This window comes from uncultured Intestinibacter sp., from assembly GCF_902468165.1.
GTDB lineage: Bacteria > Bacillota > Clostridia > Peptostreptococcales > Peptostreptococcaceae > Intestinibacter.
This window is the reverse complement of the sequence record NZ_CABQXJ010000003.1, coordinates 14,846-32,674: the sequence shown is the minus strand read 5'-3', so window position 1 is coordinate 32,674 and position 17,829 is coordinate 14,846. Positions and strand designations below refer to the sequence as shown.

Genomic DNA, 17,829 nt, shown 5'->3' with positions numbered 1-17,829 from the left:
CTAATCTCTTAATTTCTTTCCAGTCAAATCTAAAAATACAGTTTCCAAAGTCGGCAATTCGTCTTTTATACTTTCGATTACGCCACCATTATTAAAAATTGTATTTACGAGTTTTTGAAGTATATTTATATCCTTGTTATAATTGCACTTTATCTCATTTCCATTTACATCTACACTATATATCCCCTTGATTTTTTTTATATGATTTTCAATTCCTTCTATTTCATTTTTAAGCATTATTGTGTAAATGTTGTACTTGAGTAAATTTGATTTAATGTCCCCTGTTGTTCCTTGTGCAATTATTTTTCCTTTATCGATTATGCATATCTCGTCACAAAGTTCTTCTACTTCCTCCATATAATGTGATGTATAAATTATGCTCGCCCCATTTTTGTTTAATTGTTTTACTGATTCCAAAATGTGATTTCTGGATTGTGGATCTATTCCGACTGTCGGTTCATCCATTATGATAAGCTCTGGGGTGTGAGCTATTGCACAGGCAAGGTGCAATCTTCTCAACATCCCTCCAGAAAACTCCGACGCCTTTTTATCTTTATACTCACTAAGTCCTGTAAATTCTAATGCATGTTTTACCCTTGTTTTTAATTCTTTTCCTTTAAATGAATATAGTGAGCAGAAAAACGACACGTTTTCATAAGCTGTGAAACTAGGATAAATTGCAATGTCTTGTGTTATTATTCCCAAGTGTTTTTTATACTTATTTATATTTGTCTGGTTTTCATCAAATACTATTTTTCCACTGTCCTTTTTTTCAATTCCTGCAATCATCTTGATTAATGTACTTTTTCCTGCTCCATTTGGCCCCAAAAGCCCATATATTTCTCCTTGTCTTATAGAGAAACTAATTCCTTTTACTGCCTCTACATGGTTATATGATTTGTATAAATTCTCTACCTGGAGAATATACATCAGACCTCCTCCTTTACTTTTTAACCAAGTTACTGTTGATTTCTTTTATGCTTACTGATTCTGCAAATTTATTTCTTATACATACTTCTTCACAAGATACATTTTCACAGTTAATGCAAGGATTTGTATCAAATTGATTTAATAACTTTCTTGCACCATAAAAGTTCACGACAGATAACCTTCTATTTATATCTCTTATTGGAATATTGTTTTTACATGATTTTTGGCATCTAGGATTCATACAATATTGCCACTTCATTGCTAATTTTCCAATTTTGTCTTCATTTTTATCAGAACTTAATTTTAAGTTTTTTCCTGTGTACGGTTTTTTCACCATTGTTACATAATCGCCTTTGATGTATTTCGCTTCATATTCTTGCATATTGCACTCTCTCAAAATAAGATTTGCTACACTTATTCCAGATACAGTTACAGCAGGTGTTCCTGTTCCCATAACTGTTGATTCACCACAGTTATAAAGCCCTTCGATTTCACCTTTAGTCTTTAAACGTTTTAACATATGTTGACCTAGCTGTTGTTTTGGACCTGCGACTGCTCCCTTTTCTTTCATAACAAGTCTTTGTAGAGTTGCTGGTGTGCTTAGTTCTACATGACATAGTGCATCTTTAAATCCTGGGAATCTCTTTTCTATTAAATCTAATATTCTGTTCTTTTCTTCTTGTTTTTGTTTAAAATATGCTTCGGTGTGATAATCTCCTATTGGATTTATCCATTCTTTAAAAGTTGGTCCTATTGCAATTACAGTTTGGTATCCTTTTGGACAAAGTGTGTAGTCGTCTTTTCCCAATATATAAAGCGTTACTTCGCCTTCATCTATTTTTTCTGTATCTCCTATAAGCATCTCAATTGGTAGTGTATCTTCTGGGATTACGTCTTCTTTTACTAATGTGAATAATACTAATGATGGATATGTCGGGATAAGTGAATTTGCCCATTCTCTTCCCTTTTTACATAAATTTTTGTCTATTAAGTTGTTGTATAAGTTCCACACATTTCCTGAATTAACTACTCTGTCACATTTTATAATACTTCCGTCGTCTAGCTTTACTCCCGCTACCTTGTCGTTTTCTATAAGTATTTTTTTGACTTGCTTGTTATAAATCATATCGCCGTTATTTTCTTCAATTACTTTTTCCAGCTTACCAACTAAATTTAATGTTGAACCTGCTGGATAATAACTTCCTCCAATATGGTTGTCGACAAACATAACAGCCGCAAGTATGGCAGGTGTTTCTTTTACATTTGTATAACAATATGTAGATGTTAATTTATTAAAAAAATCGAATACTTCTTTAGACTTGAAGTATTTTTTCAATATATGCTCTGTGTTTTTATTCATATATCCTAAAAATTTCAAATATGCTTTTGGAGCACTTTTTAACTGCATTAACCCCTGCTCCTTTGTGACTACATCTGGTGTTGTGAATGTCGGTTGGTTTGCTATAACTTTTAAATATAAATCTGTTGAGTCGTGATAAAACTTTTTAAATCCTTCCTTCTCATCTGGAAAAATCTCTCCCAATTGCTCTACAAATTTATCTATATCTTCATAAAATATTATTTTGTGTCCTTTAAAATGAATTGCATATAAACTATCGTGTTTTAAAATATCTATCGGTTCTTCTAATGAATTAAATACAAATCTATGTGGATTAAACCCTATTTCTCCAAATCCATAAATCATAGCTGATCCTTGCTCAAAAATAACGTCATCTCGTTTAAATATTCCACAAGAACCTCCTGGCTTAAATTGTGCCTCTACTACAGTAACTTTAAAGCCCTTCTTTGCTAAAAGTGCAGCCCCTGTAAGACCTGAAATTCCTGCTCCGATAAAAACAACTTCTTTTTTCATAAATATCAATCTCCTTATATTATCTATTTTTCATGTATTATTAATATCTATGAATTGAGATTTCTCACTATTACAACGTGAAATAAAAATTCACTACGTTCATGGTGCTAATGTTATCCACTAAATTTATAATATTTAATCTCCTTAAAATAAAAAGAGATGGCTGAAATTTTACATCAATTTCGGCCATCTCTTTTTATTTTAATTTTTTCCCCACAACAGTATATATAAATTTACCTAGTTTTTTATTTTCTACTATATCAAATCCATTTTTCATCATTAAGTTTGAAATGCCATTTTTATTTGCTGCATGACAATCACCACTATTTATTAACTTAAATATAATGTGGTTATAAATCCATCCTCCGATACCTCCTACCCCTGTATCAGAAAGTATATATATTCCACCAGGTTTTAATACGCGGTATACCTCTTGCATAGCTTTATCTGAATCAGGATAGTGATGAAAACTTTGGATGCATGTCACAACATCAAAATAATTATCTTCATATGGCAACTCATCAGATCTTCCTTTTACAAGTGTTGTACCTCGGATATTTTTTGCTCTTGCTTGTTTTAACATTCCTTCTGATAAATCTAGTCCATGATATTCTGCCTCTTTTTTATCAGATAATAGGTTGAGAAGATATCCTGTTCCACACCCAACATCTAACAATTTATTATAATTTATATCTTTTAAATACTTGACAGTATCATTACAACTAACCTTTGCAGGACCAGAATAATACATACTATTATTTTCATCATACACTTTTGCTTGACCATCAAAATACTGTTCTGATAACTTTATGTAATCTTTCATGATATACCCCCTTCAAATATTTAATTCTAAAATTATTCTTCTTTAATTCTAATTTTAGCACACTTTGAAAGTTAATGAATATCATTTTCATTTATTTTATAAAAAATATCTCTAAATACTATAAAAAAATTCACTTCGCTCATGACGCCAACGAATCGGAGATTCCGTTGCTTAAAATTCACTACGTTCATGATCGGGTGACTTCGTCCGTTACTTTAAAAAAAGCCTAGGTGGAAGTTTCCACCTAGGCTTTTAAGGATTTATACTATTATTCATAAAATTTGTTTGTTTGCTAATTAATTGAAAATTATTTGTTTAAGTTGTAGAAAGATTTTAATCCACAGTATCTAGCTTGAGCACCAACTGTTTCTTCTATTCTTAATAATTGGTTGTATTTAGCAACTCTATCAGTTCTTGATGGAGCACCAGTTTTTATTTGACCAGCGTTTACAGCTACAGCTAAGTCAGCTATAGTAGTGTCTTCTGTTTCACCAGATCTGTGAGATATTACTGCAGTGTATCCAGCTCTTTTAGCCATTTCTATAGCATCTAAAGTTTCAGTTATAGTACCTATTTGGTTAACTTTTATTAATATAGAGTTAGCAACACCAGCTTCTATACCTCTTTCTAATCTTTCAGTGTTTGTAACGAATAAGTCATCACCAACTAATTGAACTTTTTTACCTAATCTTTCAGTAAGAACTTTCCATCCATCCCAGTCTTCTTCATCTAAACCATCTTCTATAGTTATTATTGGGAAGTTAGTAGTCCAATCTTCGTATAAGTCTACCATTTCAGCAGCAGTTAATTCTTTTCCTTCTCCAGCTAAAACGTATTTTTTAGTTTCTTCGTTGTACATTTCTGATGCAGCAACGTCTAATCCTAACATAACGTCTTTTCCTGGTTCGTATCCAGCAGCTTTTATAGCTTCAACTATTAATTCTAAAGCTTCTCTGTTTGATCCTAAGTTTGGAGCGAATCCACCTTCATCACCTACACCACAAGCTAATCCTTTTTCTCCAAGAACTTTTTTAAGTGCGTGGAATACTTCTGCACCCATTCTTAAACCTTCTTTGAAGCAAGGAGCTCCAACTGGTAATATCATGAATTCTTGAACGTCAACGTTGTTATCAGCATGTTCTCCACCGTTTAATATGTTCATCATTGGAACTGGTAATTGTTTAGCGTTAACTCCACCTATGTATTGGAATAATGGTAATCCTAACTCATCAGCAGATGCTCTAGCTACAGCCATAGAAACACCTAATATAGCGTTCGCCCCTAATTTACCTTTATTTGGTGTTCCGTCTAATTCTAATAATAATGCATCTATTCCTGGTTGATCAGTTGATTCTAATCCTTCTAATTCTGGTGCTATTATAGTGTTAACGTTGTTAACAGCGTTTTGAGTACCTTTTCCTAAGTATCTACCTTTGTCACCGTCTCTTAATTCAACAGCTTCGAAAGCTCCTGTAGATGCTCCAGATGGAACTATAGCTCTACCTTCTGCACCTGATTCTAATACAACCTCAACTTCTACAGTTGGGTTACCTCTTGAGTCTAATACTTCTCTTGCGTATACTGATTCTATTACTGACATAATTTTCTCCTTCCAAATCTCCACTAATCAAGTTAGTTTTAAAATCATAAATTTATTTTCAAACAGATTGATGGATAAGTTTGCAAATTATCTATGTATTTTAATTATATTTATTATTATTATTTTCTTTAATTTTAATTGTCTCGATTAGCTTTCCTTTTTATACTTTTGTTAAATTTATAATTATTATTTATATAAATTGGCTTTTTTAGTAGGATGGCTGAGTACTAGCAGCCACCCTAATTTTAAATATAAAAAATTTATATTTAGATTGCTATTTTATTAATGAGTGACCAGTCATTTCTTCTGGCTGTTCTAATCCCATCATATCTAATATTGTTGGAGCTATATCTGATAGTCTACCATCAGCTAATAACTCTTTTCCTACGTAATCTTTACCAGCTATTATAAATGGTACTGGGTTTACTGAATGTGATGTTATAACTTTTCCTGTTGTAGGATCTAACATTAATTCAGCATTTCCGTGGTCAGCAGTTATTATAACGCTTCCACCAATTTCTACTATTCTATCTACTAATTTGCCAACGCAATTATCTACTGTTTCAACAGCTTTAACAGCTGCTTCCATTACACCTGTATGTCCAACCATATCTGGATTAGCAAAGTTAACAACTATGAAGTCGTATTTGTCTTCGTTTATTTTTTCCATAACTTTTGCTTCTAGCTCTGGTGCAGACATTTCTGGTTGTAAGTCATATGTTGCAACCTTTGGTGAAGGTATTAATTCTCTATCTTCTCCTTTGTTTGGTTCTTCAACACCACCGTTGAAGAAGAAAGTAACGTGAGCATATTTTTCAGTCTCAGCAGCTCTTAATTGAGTTTTCCCTAATTTTGATAAATATTCCCCTAATGTATTACTTAATGATTGTGGTCCAAATGCTATTTGAACATTTGGTAAAGTAACATCATATTCTGTTAAGCAAACAAAGAATGTATTTACGTCTACTCTTTCAAATCCATTGAATTCTTTATCAACTATGCATCTAGATATTTCTCTAGCTCTATCTGGTCTAAAGTTGAAGAATATTACTGAATCACCTTCAGATATTTTTCCTACTGGTTGACCATCTTTAACTATTACAGTTGGAATGATAAATTCGTCTGTTGCACCTTTTTTATAAGATTCTTCAACAGCTTCAGATGCAGAAGTAGCAGTTTCACCTTCGCCACAAACCATAGCTCTGTATGCTTTTTCTACTCTTTCCCATCTCTTATCTCTATCCATTGCATAATATCTACCGTTTATAGTAGCGAACTGTCCTACACCCATTTCAGCCATATAAGCTTCAATTTCTTTAACGTAGTTTATACCACTTTGTGGGTCAGTATCTCTACCATCTGTAAATGCATGTACGTATACTTTTTCTACACCTTGTTCTTTAGCCATTTTGATTAAAGCTTTAAGGTGATCTATATGTGAATGAACTCCACCGTCAGATAATAATCCCATTATATGAACAGCATGTTCTTTTCCATTTTCCATAGCTTTTACTAAGACTTCATTTGTGAAGAAATCTCCGTCTTGTATAGATTTTGTTATTCTAGTTAAATCTTGATATACAATTCTACCTGCTCCTATATTTGTATGGCCAACTTCTGAGTTACCCATTTGTCCATCAGGAAGACCAACATCAAGACCGCTTGCTTTTATTAATGTTGTTGGATAAGTTTTTTCGATTCTGTCTAAGTTAGGAGTTTTTGCTTCTTTAACAGCATTTCCTATTGTATTATTACTCTCTCCAAAACCATCCATGATTATTAATGCTACTGGCTTTTTCATTTATATAATTTCACTCCTATTTAAAATTTACAAGAGCAACATAATCATCAGCTTTCAGTGATGCTCCACCAACTAAAGCTCCATCTATGTCGCTTTGCCCCATTATTTCTGCTACATTAGCTGGCTTAACACTTCCTCCGTATTGAATTCTAACTTCGTTAGCTAAATCCCCGTAAACTGAAGCGATAACTTCTCTTATGTATGATATAACATCATTAGCTTGTTCTGCAGTTGCAGTTTTTCCAGTTCCTATAGCCCAGATCGGCTCATACGCTATAACAACTTTTGCTAAATCTTCTTTAGTTACATCTTTTAATCCAGCTAATATTTGAGTTTTTACGTAATCTTTAGTAACTCCAGCTTCCCTTTGTTCTAAAGTCTCACCACAGCATAAAATTGGATTTATACCTACTTGTAATGCTTTTAATACTTTTTTGTTAACTGTTTCGTTAGTTTCTCCAAAATATTCTCTTCTTTCAGAATGACCTATAATAACATAGTCCATTCCTATTTCTTGTAACATTTCAGCAGAAACTTCTCCTGTGAATGCTCCTGATGTTTCGTAGTGCATGTTTTGAGCTCCAACTTTTATCTTAGTACCTTTAGTAGCTTCTTTAAGGTCTTTTAGTTGTAAAAATGGTGCACATATTACTGCTTCAACATCATCTCTATCAGCTCTAGTTCCGACTTCTTTAACAAACTCTAGAGCTTCTTTTATGTTTTTGTTCATTTTCCAGTTTCCAGCAATTATTGGTTTTCTCATTCAAATTTCCTCCTTTTGAACATGTAGAATACCTTTTTATTTTAAACTATATTGTACAAAATCGCTATAATTTACACTGTTTATATATCTAATCCAAAATATGCCAATTCTCCCTATATATCAACATTTCTTAGATATCGTCTTTATAATCAGATATAGTTTAATTTTAAGTTATTCCTTAGACTTTATATTATTATTATTTTCCCATTATTTATTTAAATTTTTATATTTAAATACTTCTTATTTATCGTCTAATGCAACTATTCCTGGTAATTCTTTTCCTTCTAAGAATTCAAGCGAAGCTCCACCACCTGTAGAAACGTGAGTCATTTTGTCTCCGAATCCTAATTGGTTAACAGCAGCAGCACTATCTCCACCACCTATTACAGTAGTTGCATCTTCTAAATCAGCCATAGCTTTTGCTATTGCTAAAGTTCCTCCTGCAAATGCTTCAAATTCAAATACTCCCATTGGCCCGTTCCAAACGATTGTTTTTGAATTTTTAACAACATCTACGAATTTTTCTACTGATTTTGGTCCTATATCTAAACCTAAATATCCCTCTGGTATATTTTGATCTTCTGTTACTAATACTTCTGCATCTGCAGCGAATTTGTTAGCAGCTTTAGAATCTACTGGTAAGTATAATTTAACACCTTTTTCTTCAGCTTTTGCTAGCATTTCTTTTGCATAGTCAACTTTATCAGCTTCTAATAAAGAGTTTCCTATTTCATATCCTTGAGCTTTTAAGAATGTATAAGCCATTCCTCCACCTATTATTAAGTTATCAACTTTTTCTAATAATTGATTTATAACAGCTATTTTGTCAGAAACTTTTGATCCACCTAATATAGCAGTGAAAGGTCTAACTGGATTAGATACTGCTTCACCTAAGAATTTTAATTCTTTTTGGATTAAGTATCCGCAAGCTCTTTCTTGTAAGAATTGTCCAGCTCCAACAGTTGAACAGTGAGCTCTATGTGCAGTACCGAATGCATCGTTAACGAATACGTCAGCTAAAGAAGCTAATTCTTTAGAGTAGTTTTCTTCGTTTTTAGTTTCTTCTTTTCTATATCTAGTATTTTGTAATAAGACAACATCTCCGTCTTTCATATCTGCAACTGCTGATTTTGCGTTTTCCCCTACAACGTTATCATCTGCAGCAAATACTACTTCTTGTCCTAACATTTCTGATAATCTTTTTGCAACTGGTGCTAATGATAATTCTGGTTTTGGTTCTCCTTTTGGTTTCCCTAAGTGAGAGCATAATATAACTTTTGCACCTTTTTCTATTAAGTATTTTATAGTTGGTAATGCACCTACTAATCTGTTTTCGTCAGTTATTACTCCGTTTTGTAGAGGTACGTTGAAGTCACATCTTACTAATACCCTTTTCCCAGTAACGTTTATATCTTCTATTGTTTTTTTGTTTAACATTGACATAATTAAACTCCTTTCAAAGTAAACACTTTCCTTTTTTTAATATATCATATATTTGTAAAAATTTGTATTTATTTATTATTCATTCCGATTTGCTTTTTTTATTCCCCAATATACCATTCCCTAATCTAAATGATAATCGCTCTTGAGTAGTTTTATTTTTATGTTAAATTAATTTATTAGACCTTATCCTAAAAAAGTCCGGAGCTGTAGAAGATACTACAAACCCGGACCTTATCCTAAATTATTTTGCTAAGTTTGCAAAATATCCTAAAGTTCTTATTAATTGAGATGTATAAGACATTTCATTGTCATACCAAGATACAACTTTAACTAATTGTTTTCCATCAACTTCCATAACTCTTGTTTGAGTTGCATCGAATAATGAACCGAAGCTCATTCCTACTATATCAGAAGATACTAAGTATTCTTCAGTGTATCCGAATGATTCGTTAGCAGCTTCTTTCATTGCAGCATTAACTTCTTCTATAGTTACATTATTTTTTAATGTACAAACTAATTCAGTTAAAGAACCAGTTACAACTGGAACTCTTTGAGCAGCTCCGTCTAATTTACCTTTTAATTCTGGTATAACTAAACCTATAGCTTTTGCAGCACCTGTAGTATTAGGAACTATGTTTCCTGCAGCAGCTCTAGCTCTTCTTAAATCTCCTTTTGGATGAGGACCATCTAAAGTATTTTGGTCGTTAGTGTAAGCATGTATAGTAGTCATTAAACCTTTTTCTATACCGAATTTGTCATTTAAAGCTTTAGCCATTGGTGCTAAACAGTTAGTTGTACAAGAAGCCCCTGATATAACTGTTTCTGTACCATCTAATATTTCGTTGTTTACGTTGTAAACTATTGTTTTAACGTCACCAGTTGCTGGTGCAGATATAACAACTTTTTTAGCTCCTGCTTTTATGTGAGCTTCAGCTTTTTCTTGAGAAGTGAAGAATCCAGTACACTCTAATACTATGTCTACCCCTAATTCAGCCCATGGTAAGTTTTCTGGATTTCTTTCAGCAGTAACTTTTATTTCTTGTCCGTTAACTACGAAAGCACCTTCTTTAACTTCTATTTCACCATTGAATCTACCTTGAGCAGTATCATATTTGAATAAGTGAGCTAACATTTTTGCATCTGTTAAGTCATTTATTGCTACTACTTCAAATTTGTCAGTTTGTTCCATTAATTTTCTTAATGCTAATCTTCCTATTCTACCAAAACCATTGATTGCTACTTTAACCATTATGATTTAACCTCCTAAAAATAAAACCTATTTTTATATTATATTTTAATATCTATTTTACTAATTTATTTATCAGTCTATGCTGATATCATTAGTTATTGACTAAATTTATTGACTTTTAATTAATTCAATAAGTTTTTCTCCACTATGCTCGTCAGTTACTAAAACTAAGTTCTTGTTAATTTTAGAAATCGCTAGAAAAGCTTCTATCTTTTTAGATCCTGCAAATACTGCGATTACCTCTCTCGCTTGTTGAACACTTTCTAAATCAATACCAATTGTATTTAATCTGTATACAATCTCACCTGATTTATTAAAGTAATATCCGAAAGACTCGCATACAGCACCTTTATCTAGTATTTCTTGTGCTACCTCTTTTGATAAGTTTCGCCTTAATATCATTTCGTCAGCTCTACCAACACCAAACACAACTATGTCTGATTTTGAAACTAAATCTAAAGTCTTTTTGATTTCTGGCTCTTGAGCTAACATCATCATTGACTCTTTTCCTAACTTATCAGGTAAATTAAGCAATGCATATTGTGAGTGTAATTTCTTGCTTATATCTGCCGCTATATTATTTGACTGTATCTCTACATTTAAGCCTACACTTCCTCTAGCAGGTGCTATAGTTACGTTTTCAAATTTCTTATCGTGTTTTAGTCCTTTTGAAAACTCTGCCATCGTAGTTCCACCTGTAATTGAAACAATGTCGTGGTCGTGTAATATATGTGTAAAATGTGATGCGGCTGATCTTCCTACATCGATTAAAACACTTTTATTTTTTTCATAATCGCCAGGCACAAGTATTACCTTTTTTATTCCTAATAATTGAGTTAATCTATCTTCTAGTGTAGATAATCCCATAACTTCATTCATAGTTTCTTTTAAGCCTTCTAAAAGCTTTATTCCTTCTTCTGTTATGTTCATACCTGATGTTTCAACATTGATAAGACCTTGTTCTCTTAGAACTTCTGTTTCTGAACGAACAATTCTTTCACTCAACCCTAACATATTTGCCAAACTTCTTCTTCCGATAGTTTCGTTTAAATATATCTCTCTAAGTATTGAGTATCGTCTTGTCATTATGTCAAGCACTTGTGGAATTAATTTTTGTTGCATTTTTAATAAATTGTTCATAAGTTTTATACCTCATTCTTTACGCTGGGACTTTTTAAGTCCTATGTATCCATTTGCGTCCCACAAGATAATTTTATTTTACCTTAGATGCAAATATTTTTCAATACGTTTTCATAATTTTTTATTTTTTTAACTCAGATTATAGTTTTTATTTTATATTTTAATAAAAACCTTGATTTCCCAGCATTTTCACTTAGAAAACAAAGTTCCATCTTCGCTTGATACTAATATCTCTATCATTATTTTTATTTTCTTTTGTTGTTTAGTATATTTATTTATGATTTTATTTAAATATTTTCTCTATTGATTTTATTTATAAATTAGTTATTTTGTAAATCTTCGTTTTTTATTGTATCCTTAACCAACTTTTTTATTCTAAGTTACAAAGTCCCCTCTTTACCACTCTTATAACTTATATTTTTCAAGCAATTTATATTTTTATTTATCTGAGTTTATAAGCAAGCTTTTAATTTACTCCCACGTTTTTATTTTTCCCGCTCAACTCTTTTTCATTATCTTATATTTTTATCTTTTCTTTAAATTTTGATGATGATTTTTTACTTGCTATTATCACACCAATAAATATTTTGTTTCCTTTTAAAATAATATATTCTAATTTATTATACATAAAAAAAAAGGAATGTCCTATACTGTAATACTACAGATATAAAACATCCCTTATTTTTTATATTATTTATTTAAGGCTTTATATTAAGCACATTTTTCTTCAGTTTTTTCTACTTGTTGTTTTTTATCAGACATTTGTGGTCTTACAAATAATACAACTACTATAAGTCCTACTATTCCTACTATTCCAGCAACCCAATATACTGCATTAACACCTTTTTGTATTAATTCTACATTTGTTGGGTCAGCTGCTGTATTCATGTTGTAAGCTACTGCGAATACTGTTGCTGCAACTGTTCCTGAAAGTGAGTTGAAGAAGTTTACGAATGATGTACCAACACCTATATCTTTTGGCTCAAGCATAGATTGAGCTGCTGGTGTTATAGATACTGAACGGAAACTTTCTGCAATTCCTGTAAATGTAAGAGCTACGAAGTATATCATTATTGGTGTAGTTGGAGAAGTGAATCCCATAGCTAACATTGGTATACCTGCTAAAGCAGTTGCTCCTACCATAGCTTTCCACATGTTTGAAGTTTTCTTTCCAACCCATGTTCCTGCTATTATTGGTACTATTATAGTAAGTAAAGTACGAGGCATTTGTAAAGAACCAGCTATACTTGCTGATTTACCCATTACTTGCATTGCTCCTATTGGTGCATAAACGTTCATTGCATTTTGATAGAAGTAACTAGCAAATCCTACTACTAAAAGCATTGTATAGTTTTTGTTTTTGAATAATGCAAGAGGTATTATTGGTTCCTCTGCTTTTTCTTCTATTTTTATAAGCGCTACAAGTGCAACTATTCCTAATATGAATCCACCTATTATAGCTGGATTAGTCCATCCTATTGATGATCCGAAGTTTAAAGATAATAATATCGCACAAAGTGTAACAACTAATGCTATTATTCCTGGAATGTCTATTGTAACTTTTCCTTCACGTTTTTGGTTTGGCATGTTTAATCCGATTAATACTATACCAAGGATTAGAGGTAAAGCTGGCATAAGTATTGCTACTGTAAGCATATTCATATCAGTAAGTATACCTGCTATTATACTTCCTCCAAAACCACCAACTGCTATAGCAGCTGCTAACATACCCATTGCTTTTGGTACATCTTTTCTTTCGTTTATTAATCCCATTATTATATAAGGTGCAGCTGTGAAAGCCCCTTGTGCAAGACTTATTAATAAACGTAAAGCCATAAGTGGTACTAATGAGCGCACAAATGCAAATGCAACCCCACATATTATACATATGATACCTGGTATAACTACTATATTTCTACGTCCTATTAAGTCACCAAGTTTTCCTCCGATTGGTGTCATTATAGATACTCCTAATGCCGCAAAAATAGAGAATAAACCTACGTATCCCATTGCGTTTACACTTTCTAATATTGGTGAAGTTAATGTTGAAAATACAAGACCGTACATAGCTACAGAAAGCATCATACATATACATCCGATTTGTACAAGATTTTTCTTAGCTTTTGGTAGCGGTATTGCTACTGTCTGTTGCGTTCGTTCGTTAGACATAATCTAAATCTCCTTTAATTCTTTTCCGTTTTTTTTATTTAAAAATAATTTTTATTTTCTTTTTTAATTTACCGTTTTCACGTTCTAAATTTATCGTTTTCACGATATGTAATAAATTTTTATCATATTTATTATTTATTGTTTTTTAACCATTGTGTTGCACAATGAGCTAAACAAGAAGATCCTATTGGACATACATCTTCATTGAATCTTACTTTTGGATTATGTGCTGGAGCTATACCTCTTTCATCTAAGAATCCTGCTGATAAATACATGAATGTACTTGGTACTTTCTCTGCTATAACAGCGAAGTCTTCAGATGCACTAGCTGATATTCCTGGGTATCCTGTAAGTCCTGGTATACCTATCTCTTCCATGTATCCTACGAATTCATCAGTAAGAGCTGGATTACAGATTAGTGGTGGTACTTCTGAAAGCATTTCTACTTTTGCACTTCCTCCATAAACAGCTGCAACACTTTCTGCAACTTCTTTCATTCTACGAACAAGTAATTCTCTTGCTTCTGGTTTGTTAGTACGTATAGTTCCTTCAAGTACTGCAGTTTCTGGTATTATGTTACCTACTGTTCCTGCATGGAATTTACCTACTGTTAATACACAAGAATGTGTTGGGTCACTTTCTCTTGCTATTAATTCTTGTAATGCAAGATGTACATGTACACCAATATTTATTGGATCTATACCTGCATGAGGATAAGCCCCATGCGAACCCTTTCCTGTTAGCGTGATTTTAAAACCATCTACAGAATACATCATTGTATCTTTGTTATTGTACATATATAGACCAACTGGCATTTGCCCTGTTGATACATGGTATGCAAGCGCTGCATCTACTGGTGGGTTTTGTAATATACCATTTTCGATCATGTTTTTGCTACCTTCAAATGTTTCTTCTGCCGGTTGGAACATTAATTTTACTGTTCCTTCTAGAGCATCTTCATTTTCTTTTAACATCTTAGCTGCTGTAAGTAACATAGCTGCATGGAAGTCATGTCCGCAAGTGTGTGCAGTTTTGCCTGTTGGGCATGCAAACTCTTCTCCACTTTCTTCTGCCATTGGAAGTGCGTCCATATCAGCACGTAATAATAATACTTTGCCGCCTTTTCCAAGAGTAGCTGTTACACCATATCCACAATCTTGAGCATCTATACCACACGCTCTTAATTGTTCCATAACATATGCTTTAGTTTTAGGAAGATCTAATCCCGCTTCAGCATTTGTATGGATATAACGACGATGTGCAACCGTTTCTTCTGCTAATTCTTTTGCTCTGTTATAATAATTCATAACCTTTGTTCTCCTTTTACGGAATATTTTTTGAAGTATTTTCTATATTTATAGAATATATATGGAATACTTTCTTAATAATAATATATCAATATTTGTTCCATTTGTCAAATAATTCTGCTTTGTTATTATACATTTATGTATTTTTTTAACAAACATTTCCCTTTTGGAATATTTACATTGATTTATAAAATGCTTTTTGATAATATAATTGCTAGAGGTGAATAAAAAATGAACACAAATATTGTAGTTATTACGAGTCATTTTCTCCATTCTCATTTAGAAAATATGTTTTCAAAGTTAGACTTAGATTGCAATATCAAAGTTGTAGCTTTTGATAGTATTGAAAAAATACATAAAGTCTATGACCAGTACGCCGCTTGTACTGATGGCTTTATAGTTAGCAGTTCTGCTGCAAAAGCTGTTCTTGAGATGGTAGATCATGAAATAAAACGTCCCATCATTTCTTTTGAAATAGATTCTACGGGAGTATATCGCTCAATTTTAAATTTACTTCTACGAAATCGGGACTTAAATATGAATAGAGTTATCTTGGATTTTATGATTCCGCTAGAAGTTGGAATTACAGCTAATGATTATTTAAGTTTAATGGATTCAGATTATCAACAGTATCCTATTGATATTTGGAGTAAAAACTTAAGTAAAGATAGTATAAAAAAATTAGAAACTCAAATTGTAAATGAAATTCTAAGACTATGGAATATGAATGCAATAGATATAGTTTTATGCCAATATGGTAATATTGTACCGATTTTGCAAGAGCATAATATCCCTTATGAATATGCAATAGAAACACCAGTTTTTCTTGAAAATTTAGTCAAAAGATTTATGTCACTTATGTCTTTAGACCATATGCGTGAAAACCTACCTGTAATGATTAGTATCTCAGCTTCTGATAATAGTTTAAATACAGATGAAAATATAGAGTTAATCATGGAACATACAAAGAATTTTTTACGCTCTAATATGATAAATAGTACAACATACAAAAATAGTGCTGATTGTTGCGCTCTTATTACTGTAGATAATTTACATCAAATTACAAATAATGAGCAAAATTGTAATTTAAGTGTCTATTTAAATGAACATCTAGATTTTGAAGTATCAATTGGTTATGGGATAGGACTTAACTTAGACATGGCAATTAAAAATTCACATACTGCACGCAGGGAGGCATTATTATCAGGAAAAAGCTTTATATTTACTGAAAAGGGCAACCTTATTGGACCACTAAATTCAAAAGCGTGTATGGTTATTGAAAATCATGCAATTTATGATATTGGGAAAATAGCTAAGAACAGTAATCTGTCAGCTGTTACAATAAAAAGAATCATAAGCATTTTAAAACTTACCAATTCAAATATGGTAACAACTCAAGATTTATCGTCCCATCTAAAAAGTACAGTAAGAAATGCAAACCGTATACTTAAAAATTTAGAAAAAGGTGGTTATGCAAAAATCACTTGTACCCAAACTAGCAATATTAAGGGGCGACCAACAAAAGTATATGAATTAAATTTCCATATTTAATCTTGATTTATAACAATGGTTAAGTTGGCATTTATTTTTTATACTCTAATAAATATCAACTTAACCATTGTTATACGAAAAAGGAGTATATAAAGTAGAAAATTTTATCTATTTTATATACTCCTTTTCATTTTTATACAGTTATGTTTATGTGAATATTTATTCTACATATCTTTTAAATTTATTATTTTATATCGTTTAAAAGGTTAACTAATTCTTCTTCTGTAAAGTTATATTTGTTGTTACAGAAATGACAAGTTACTTCTGCTTTTTTATCTTCATCTATTATAGCTTGAAGTTCTTTTTCTCCTATTGATTGAAGAACTTTTCCTGTTCTTTCTTTTGAACAGTTACATTCAAATCCAACTTCACATACATCTAGTATTTTTGGTTCTAAATCTTTAAGTACCATTTCTACTATGTCTTCTGGTTTATTTCCAGCTTTTAATAAAGTTGTTATAGATGGTATATCTTTTATGTTGTTTTCTAATTGAGCAATAGTTTCTTCGCTAGCAAATGGCATTAATTGTACTATAAATCCACCAGCTTGTTCAACGTCGAATTCTCTACATGCTACTATTTCTTCTGAACCATCTTCTTTAGTTATTTTTCTTTCAACTTCCATATTTCTAGTTAAAACACCTAGTGAAACTACTGAAGGAGTTTGTTCTGATAATGCAAAGTAATGTGTGAAGTCTTCTGCTATTTCTCCACTTACTAATGGATAAGATCCTATATAAGGTTCTTTTAATCCTAAGTCTTTTATTACTTGAACGTATCCATCTGTTCCTACAGCACCTGCTACGTTTAATTTACCATTTGGATAGTTTTCAACTTGTACATCTGGGTTTTGAACATATCCACGAACCATACCTTTTGCATCAGAAGTTGCAAGTATAGTTCCTATTGGTCCGCCACCTTTGATTATTACAGTTAATTCGTCTTTTTCATTTTTCATCATAAGACCCATCATGCTAGTTGCAGTTAATGTTCTTCCTAATGCTGCTGTTGCTACTTTTGTTGTATTGTGGTTTATTCTAGCTTGTTCAACCATTTCTCTAGTGTTACCAACATAAGCTCTTATTTCACCATTTCCACTTGTAGCTTTTATTACGTAATCTTTCATTGTATTCCTCCATTAATTATCTAAAATTTGCCCATACTTAGTTATTATAAGCAT

Annotated in this window: 13 protein-coding genes; 1 reads left to right on the top strand and 12 read right to left on the bottom strand. The window is 31.8% G+C overall.

Annotated features, from left to right (window positions below; translation table 11 throughout):
* The 11 genes from RDX53_RS01015 to RDX53_RS00965 all read right to left on the bottom strand — a co-directional run bounded on the left by RDX53_RS01015 (position 1) and on the right by RDX53_RS00965 (position 15,098).
* The gene (locus tag RDX53_RS01015) at positions 1 to 930 is read right to left on the bottom strand and encodes an ABC transporter ATP-binding protein (protein WP_195929229.1); all 930 of its coding nucleotides are present in this window, start codon (positions 928 to 930) and stop codon (positions 1 to 3) included.
* A 13-nt stretch (positions 931 to 943) separates the two neighbouring features.
* A complete protein-coding gene (locus RDX53_RS01010; protein WP_307993526.1) occupies positions 944 to 2,803 on the bottom strand; it encodes an FAD-dependent oxidoreductase in 1,860 nt (619 codons plus the stop codon).
* A 196-nt stretch (positions 2,804 to 2,999) separates the two neighbouring features.
* Entirely contained in the window at positions 3,000 to 3,626 is a 627-nt protein-coding gene (locus tag RDX53_RS01005) for a class I SAM-dependent methyltransferase (protein WP_195929226.1), read from the bottom strand.
* A gap of 307 nt (positions 3,627 to 3,933) precedes the next feature.
* On the bottom strand, positions 3,934 to 5,226 hold the full coding sequence (eno, locus tag RDX53_RS01000; RefSeq protein WP_195929224.1) for a phosphopyruvate hydratase: 1,293 nt from the start codon (positions 5,224 to 5,226) through the stop codon (positions 3,934 to 3,936).
* Between the two features lie 274 nt (positions 5,227 to 5,500).
* Positions 5,501 to 7,027 (bottom strand): 2,3-bisphosphoglycerate-independent phosphoglycerate mutase, encoded by a 1,527-nt coding sequence (gene gpmI / locus RDX53_RS00995; protein WP_195929222.1) that lies wholly within the window; start codon positions 7,025 to 7,027, stop codon positions 5,501 to 5,503.
* A gap of 16 nt (positions 7,028 to 7,043) precedes the next feature.
* Positions 7,044 to 7,790 (bottom strand): triose-phosphate isomerase, encoded by a 747-nt coding sequence (tpiA, locus tag RDX53_RS00990; RefSeq protein WP_195929220.1) that lies wholly within the window; start codon positions 7,788 to 7,790, stop codon positions 7,044 to 7,046.
* A gap of 240 nt (positions 7,791 to 8,030) precedes the next feature.
* Positions 8,031 to 9,233 (bottom strand): phosphoglycerate kinase, encoded by a 1,203-nt coding sequence (pgk, locus tag RDX53_RS00985; RefSeq protein WP_195929218.1) that lies wholly within the window; start codon positions 9,231 to 9,233, stop codon positions 8,031 to 8,033.
* A 241-nt stretch (positions 9,234 to 9,474) separates the two neighbouring features.
* On the bottom strand, positions 9,475 to 10,482 hold the full coding sequence (gene gap / locus RDX53_RS00980; protein ID WP_195929216.1) for a type I glyceraldehyde-3-phosphate dehydrogenase: 1,008 nt from the start codon (positions 10,480 to 10,482) through the stop codon (positions 9,475 to 9,477).
* A gap of 108 nt (positions 10,483 to 10,590) precedes the next feature.
* A complete protein-coding gene (locus tag RDX53_RS00975; protein WP_195929214.1) occupies positions 10,591 to 11,622 on the bottom strand; it encodes a sugar-binding transcriptional regulator in 1,032 nt (343 codons plus the stop codon).
* A gap of 711 nt (positions 11,623 to 12,333) precedes the next feature.
* A complete protein-coding gene (locus tag RDX53_RS00970; RefSeq protein WP_195929212.1) occupies positions 12,334 to 13,791 on the bottom strand; it encodes an MFS transporter in 1,458 nt (485 codons plus the stop codon).
* A gap of 131 nt (positions 13,792 to 13,922) precedes the next feature.
* Positions 13,923 to 15,098, bottom strand: coding sequence for a M20 family metallopeptidase (locus RDX53_RS00965; RefSeq protein ID WP_195929210.1), 1,176 nt, complete (start codon positions 15,096 to 15,098; stop codon positions 13,923 to 13,925).
* A gap of 537 nt (positions 15,099 to 15,635) precedes the next feature.
* On the opposite strand from RDX53_RS00965, the gene RDX53_RS00960 reads away from it, so the two are divergent.
* Positions 15,636 to 16,649 (top strand): hypothetical protein, encoded by a 1,014-nt coding sequence (locus RDX53_RS00960; protein ID WP_243269526.1) that lies wholly within the window; start codon positions 15,636 to 15,638, stop codon positions 16,647 to 16,649.
* Between the two features lie 184 nt (positions 16,650 to 16,833).
* On the opposite strand, the gene hslO is transcribed toward RDX53_RS00960, so the two are convergent.
* A complete protein-coding gene (gene hslO, locus RDX53_RS00955; protein ID WP_195929206.1) occupies positions 16,834 to 17,775 on the bottom strand; it encodes an Hsp33 family molecular chaperone HslO in 942 nt (313 codons plus the stop codon).
* Between the last annotated feature and the right edge of the window lie 54 nt (positions 17,776 to 17,829).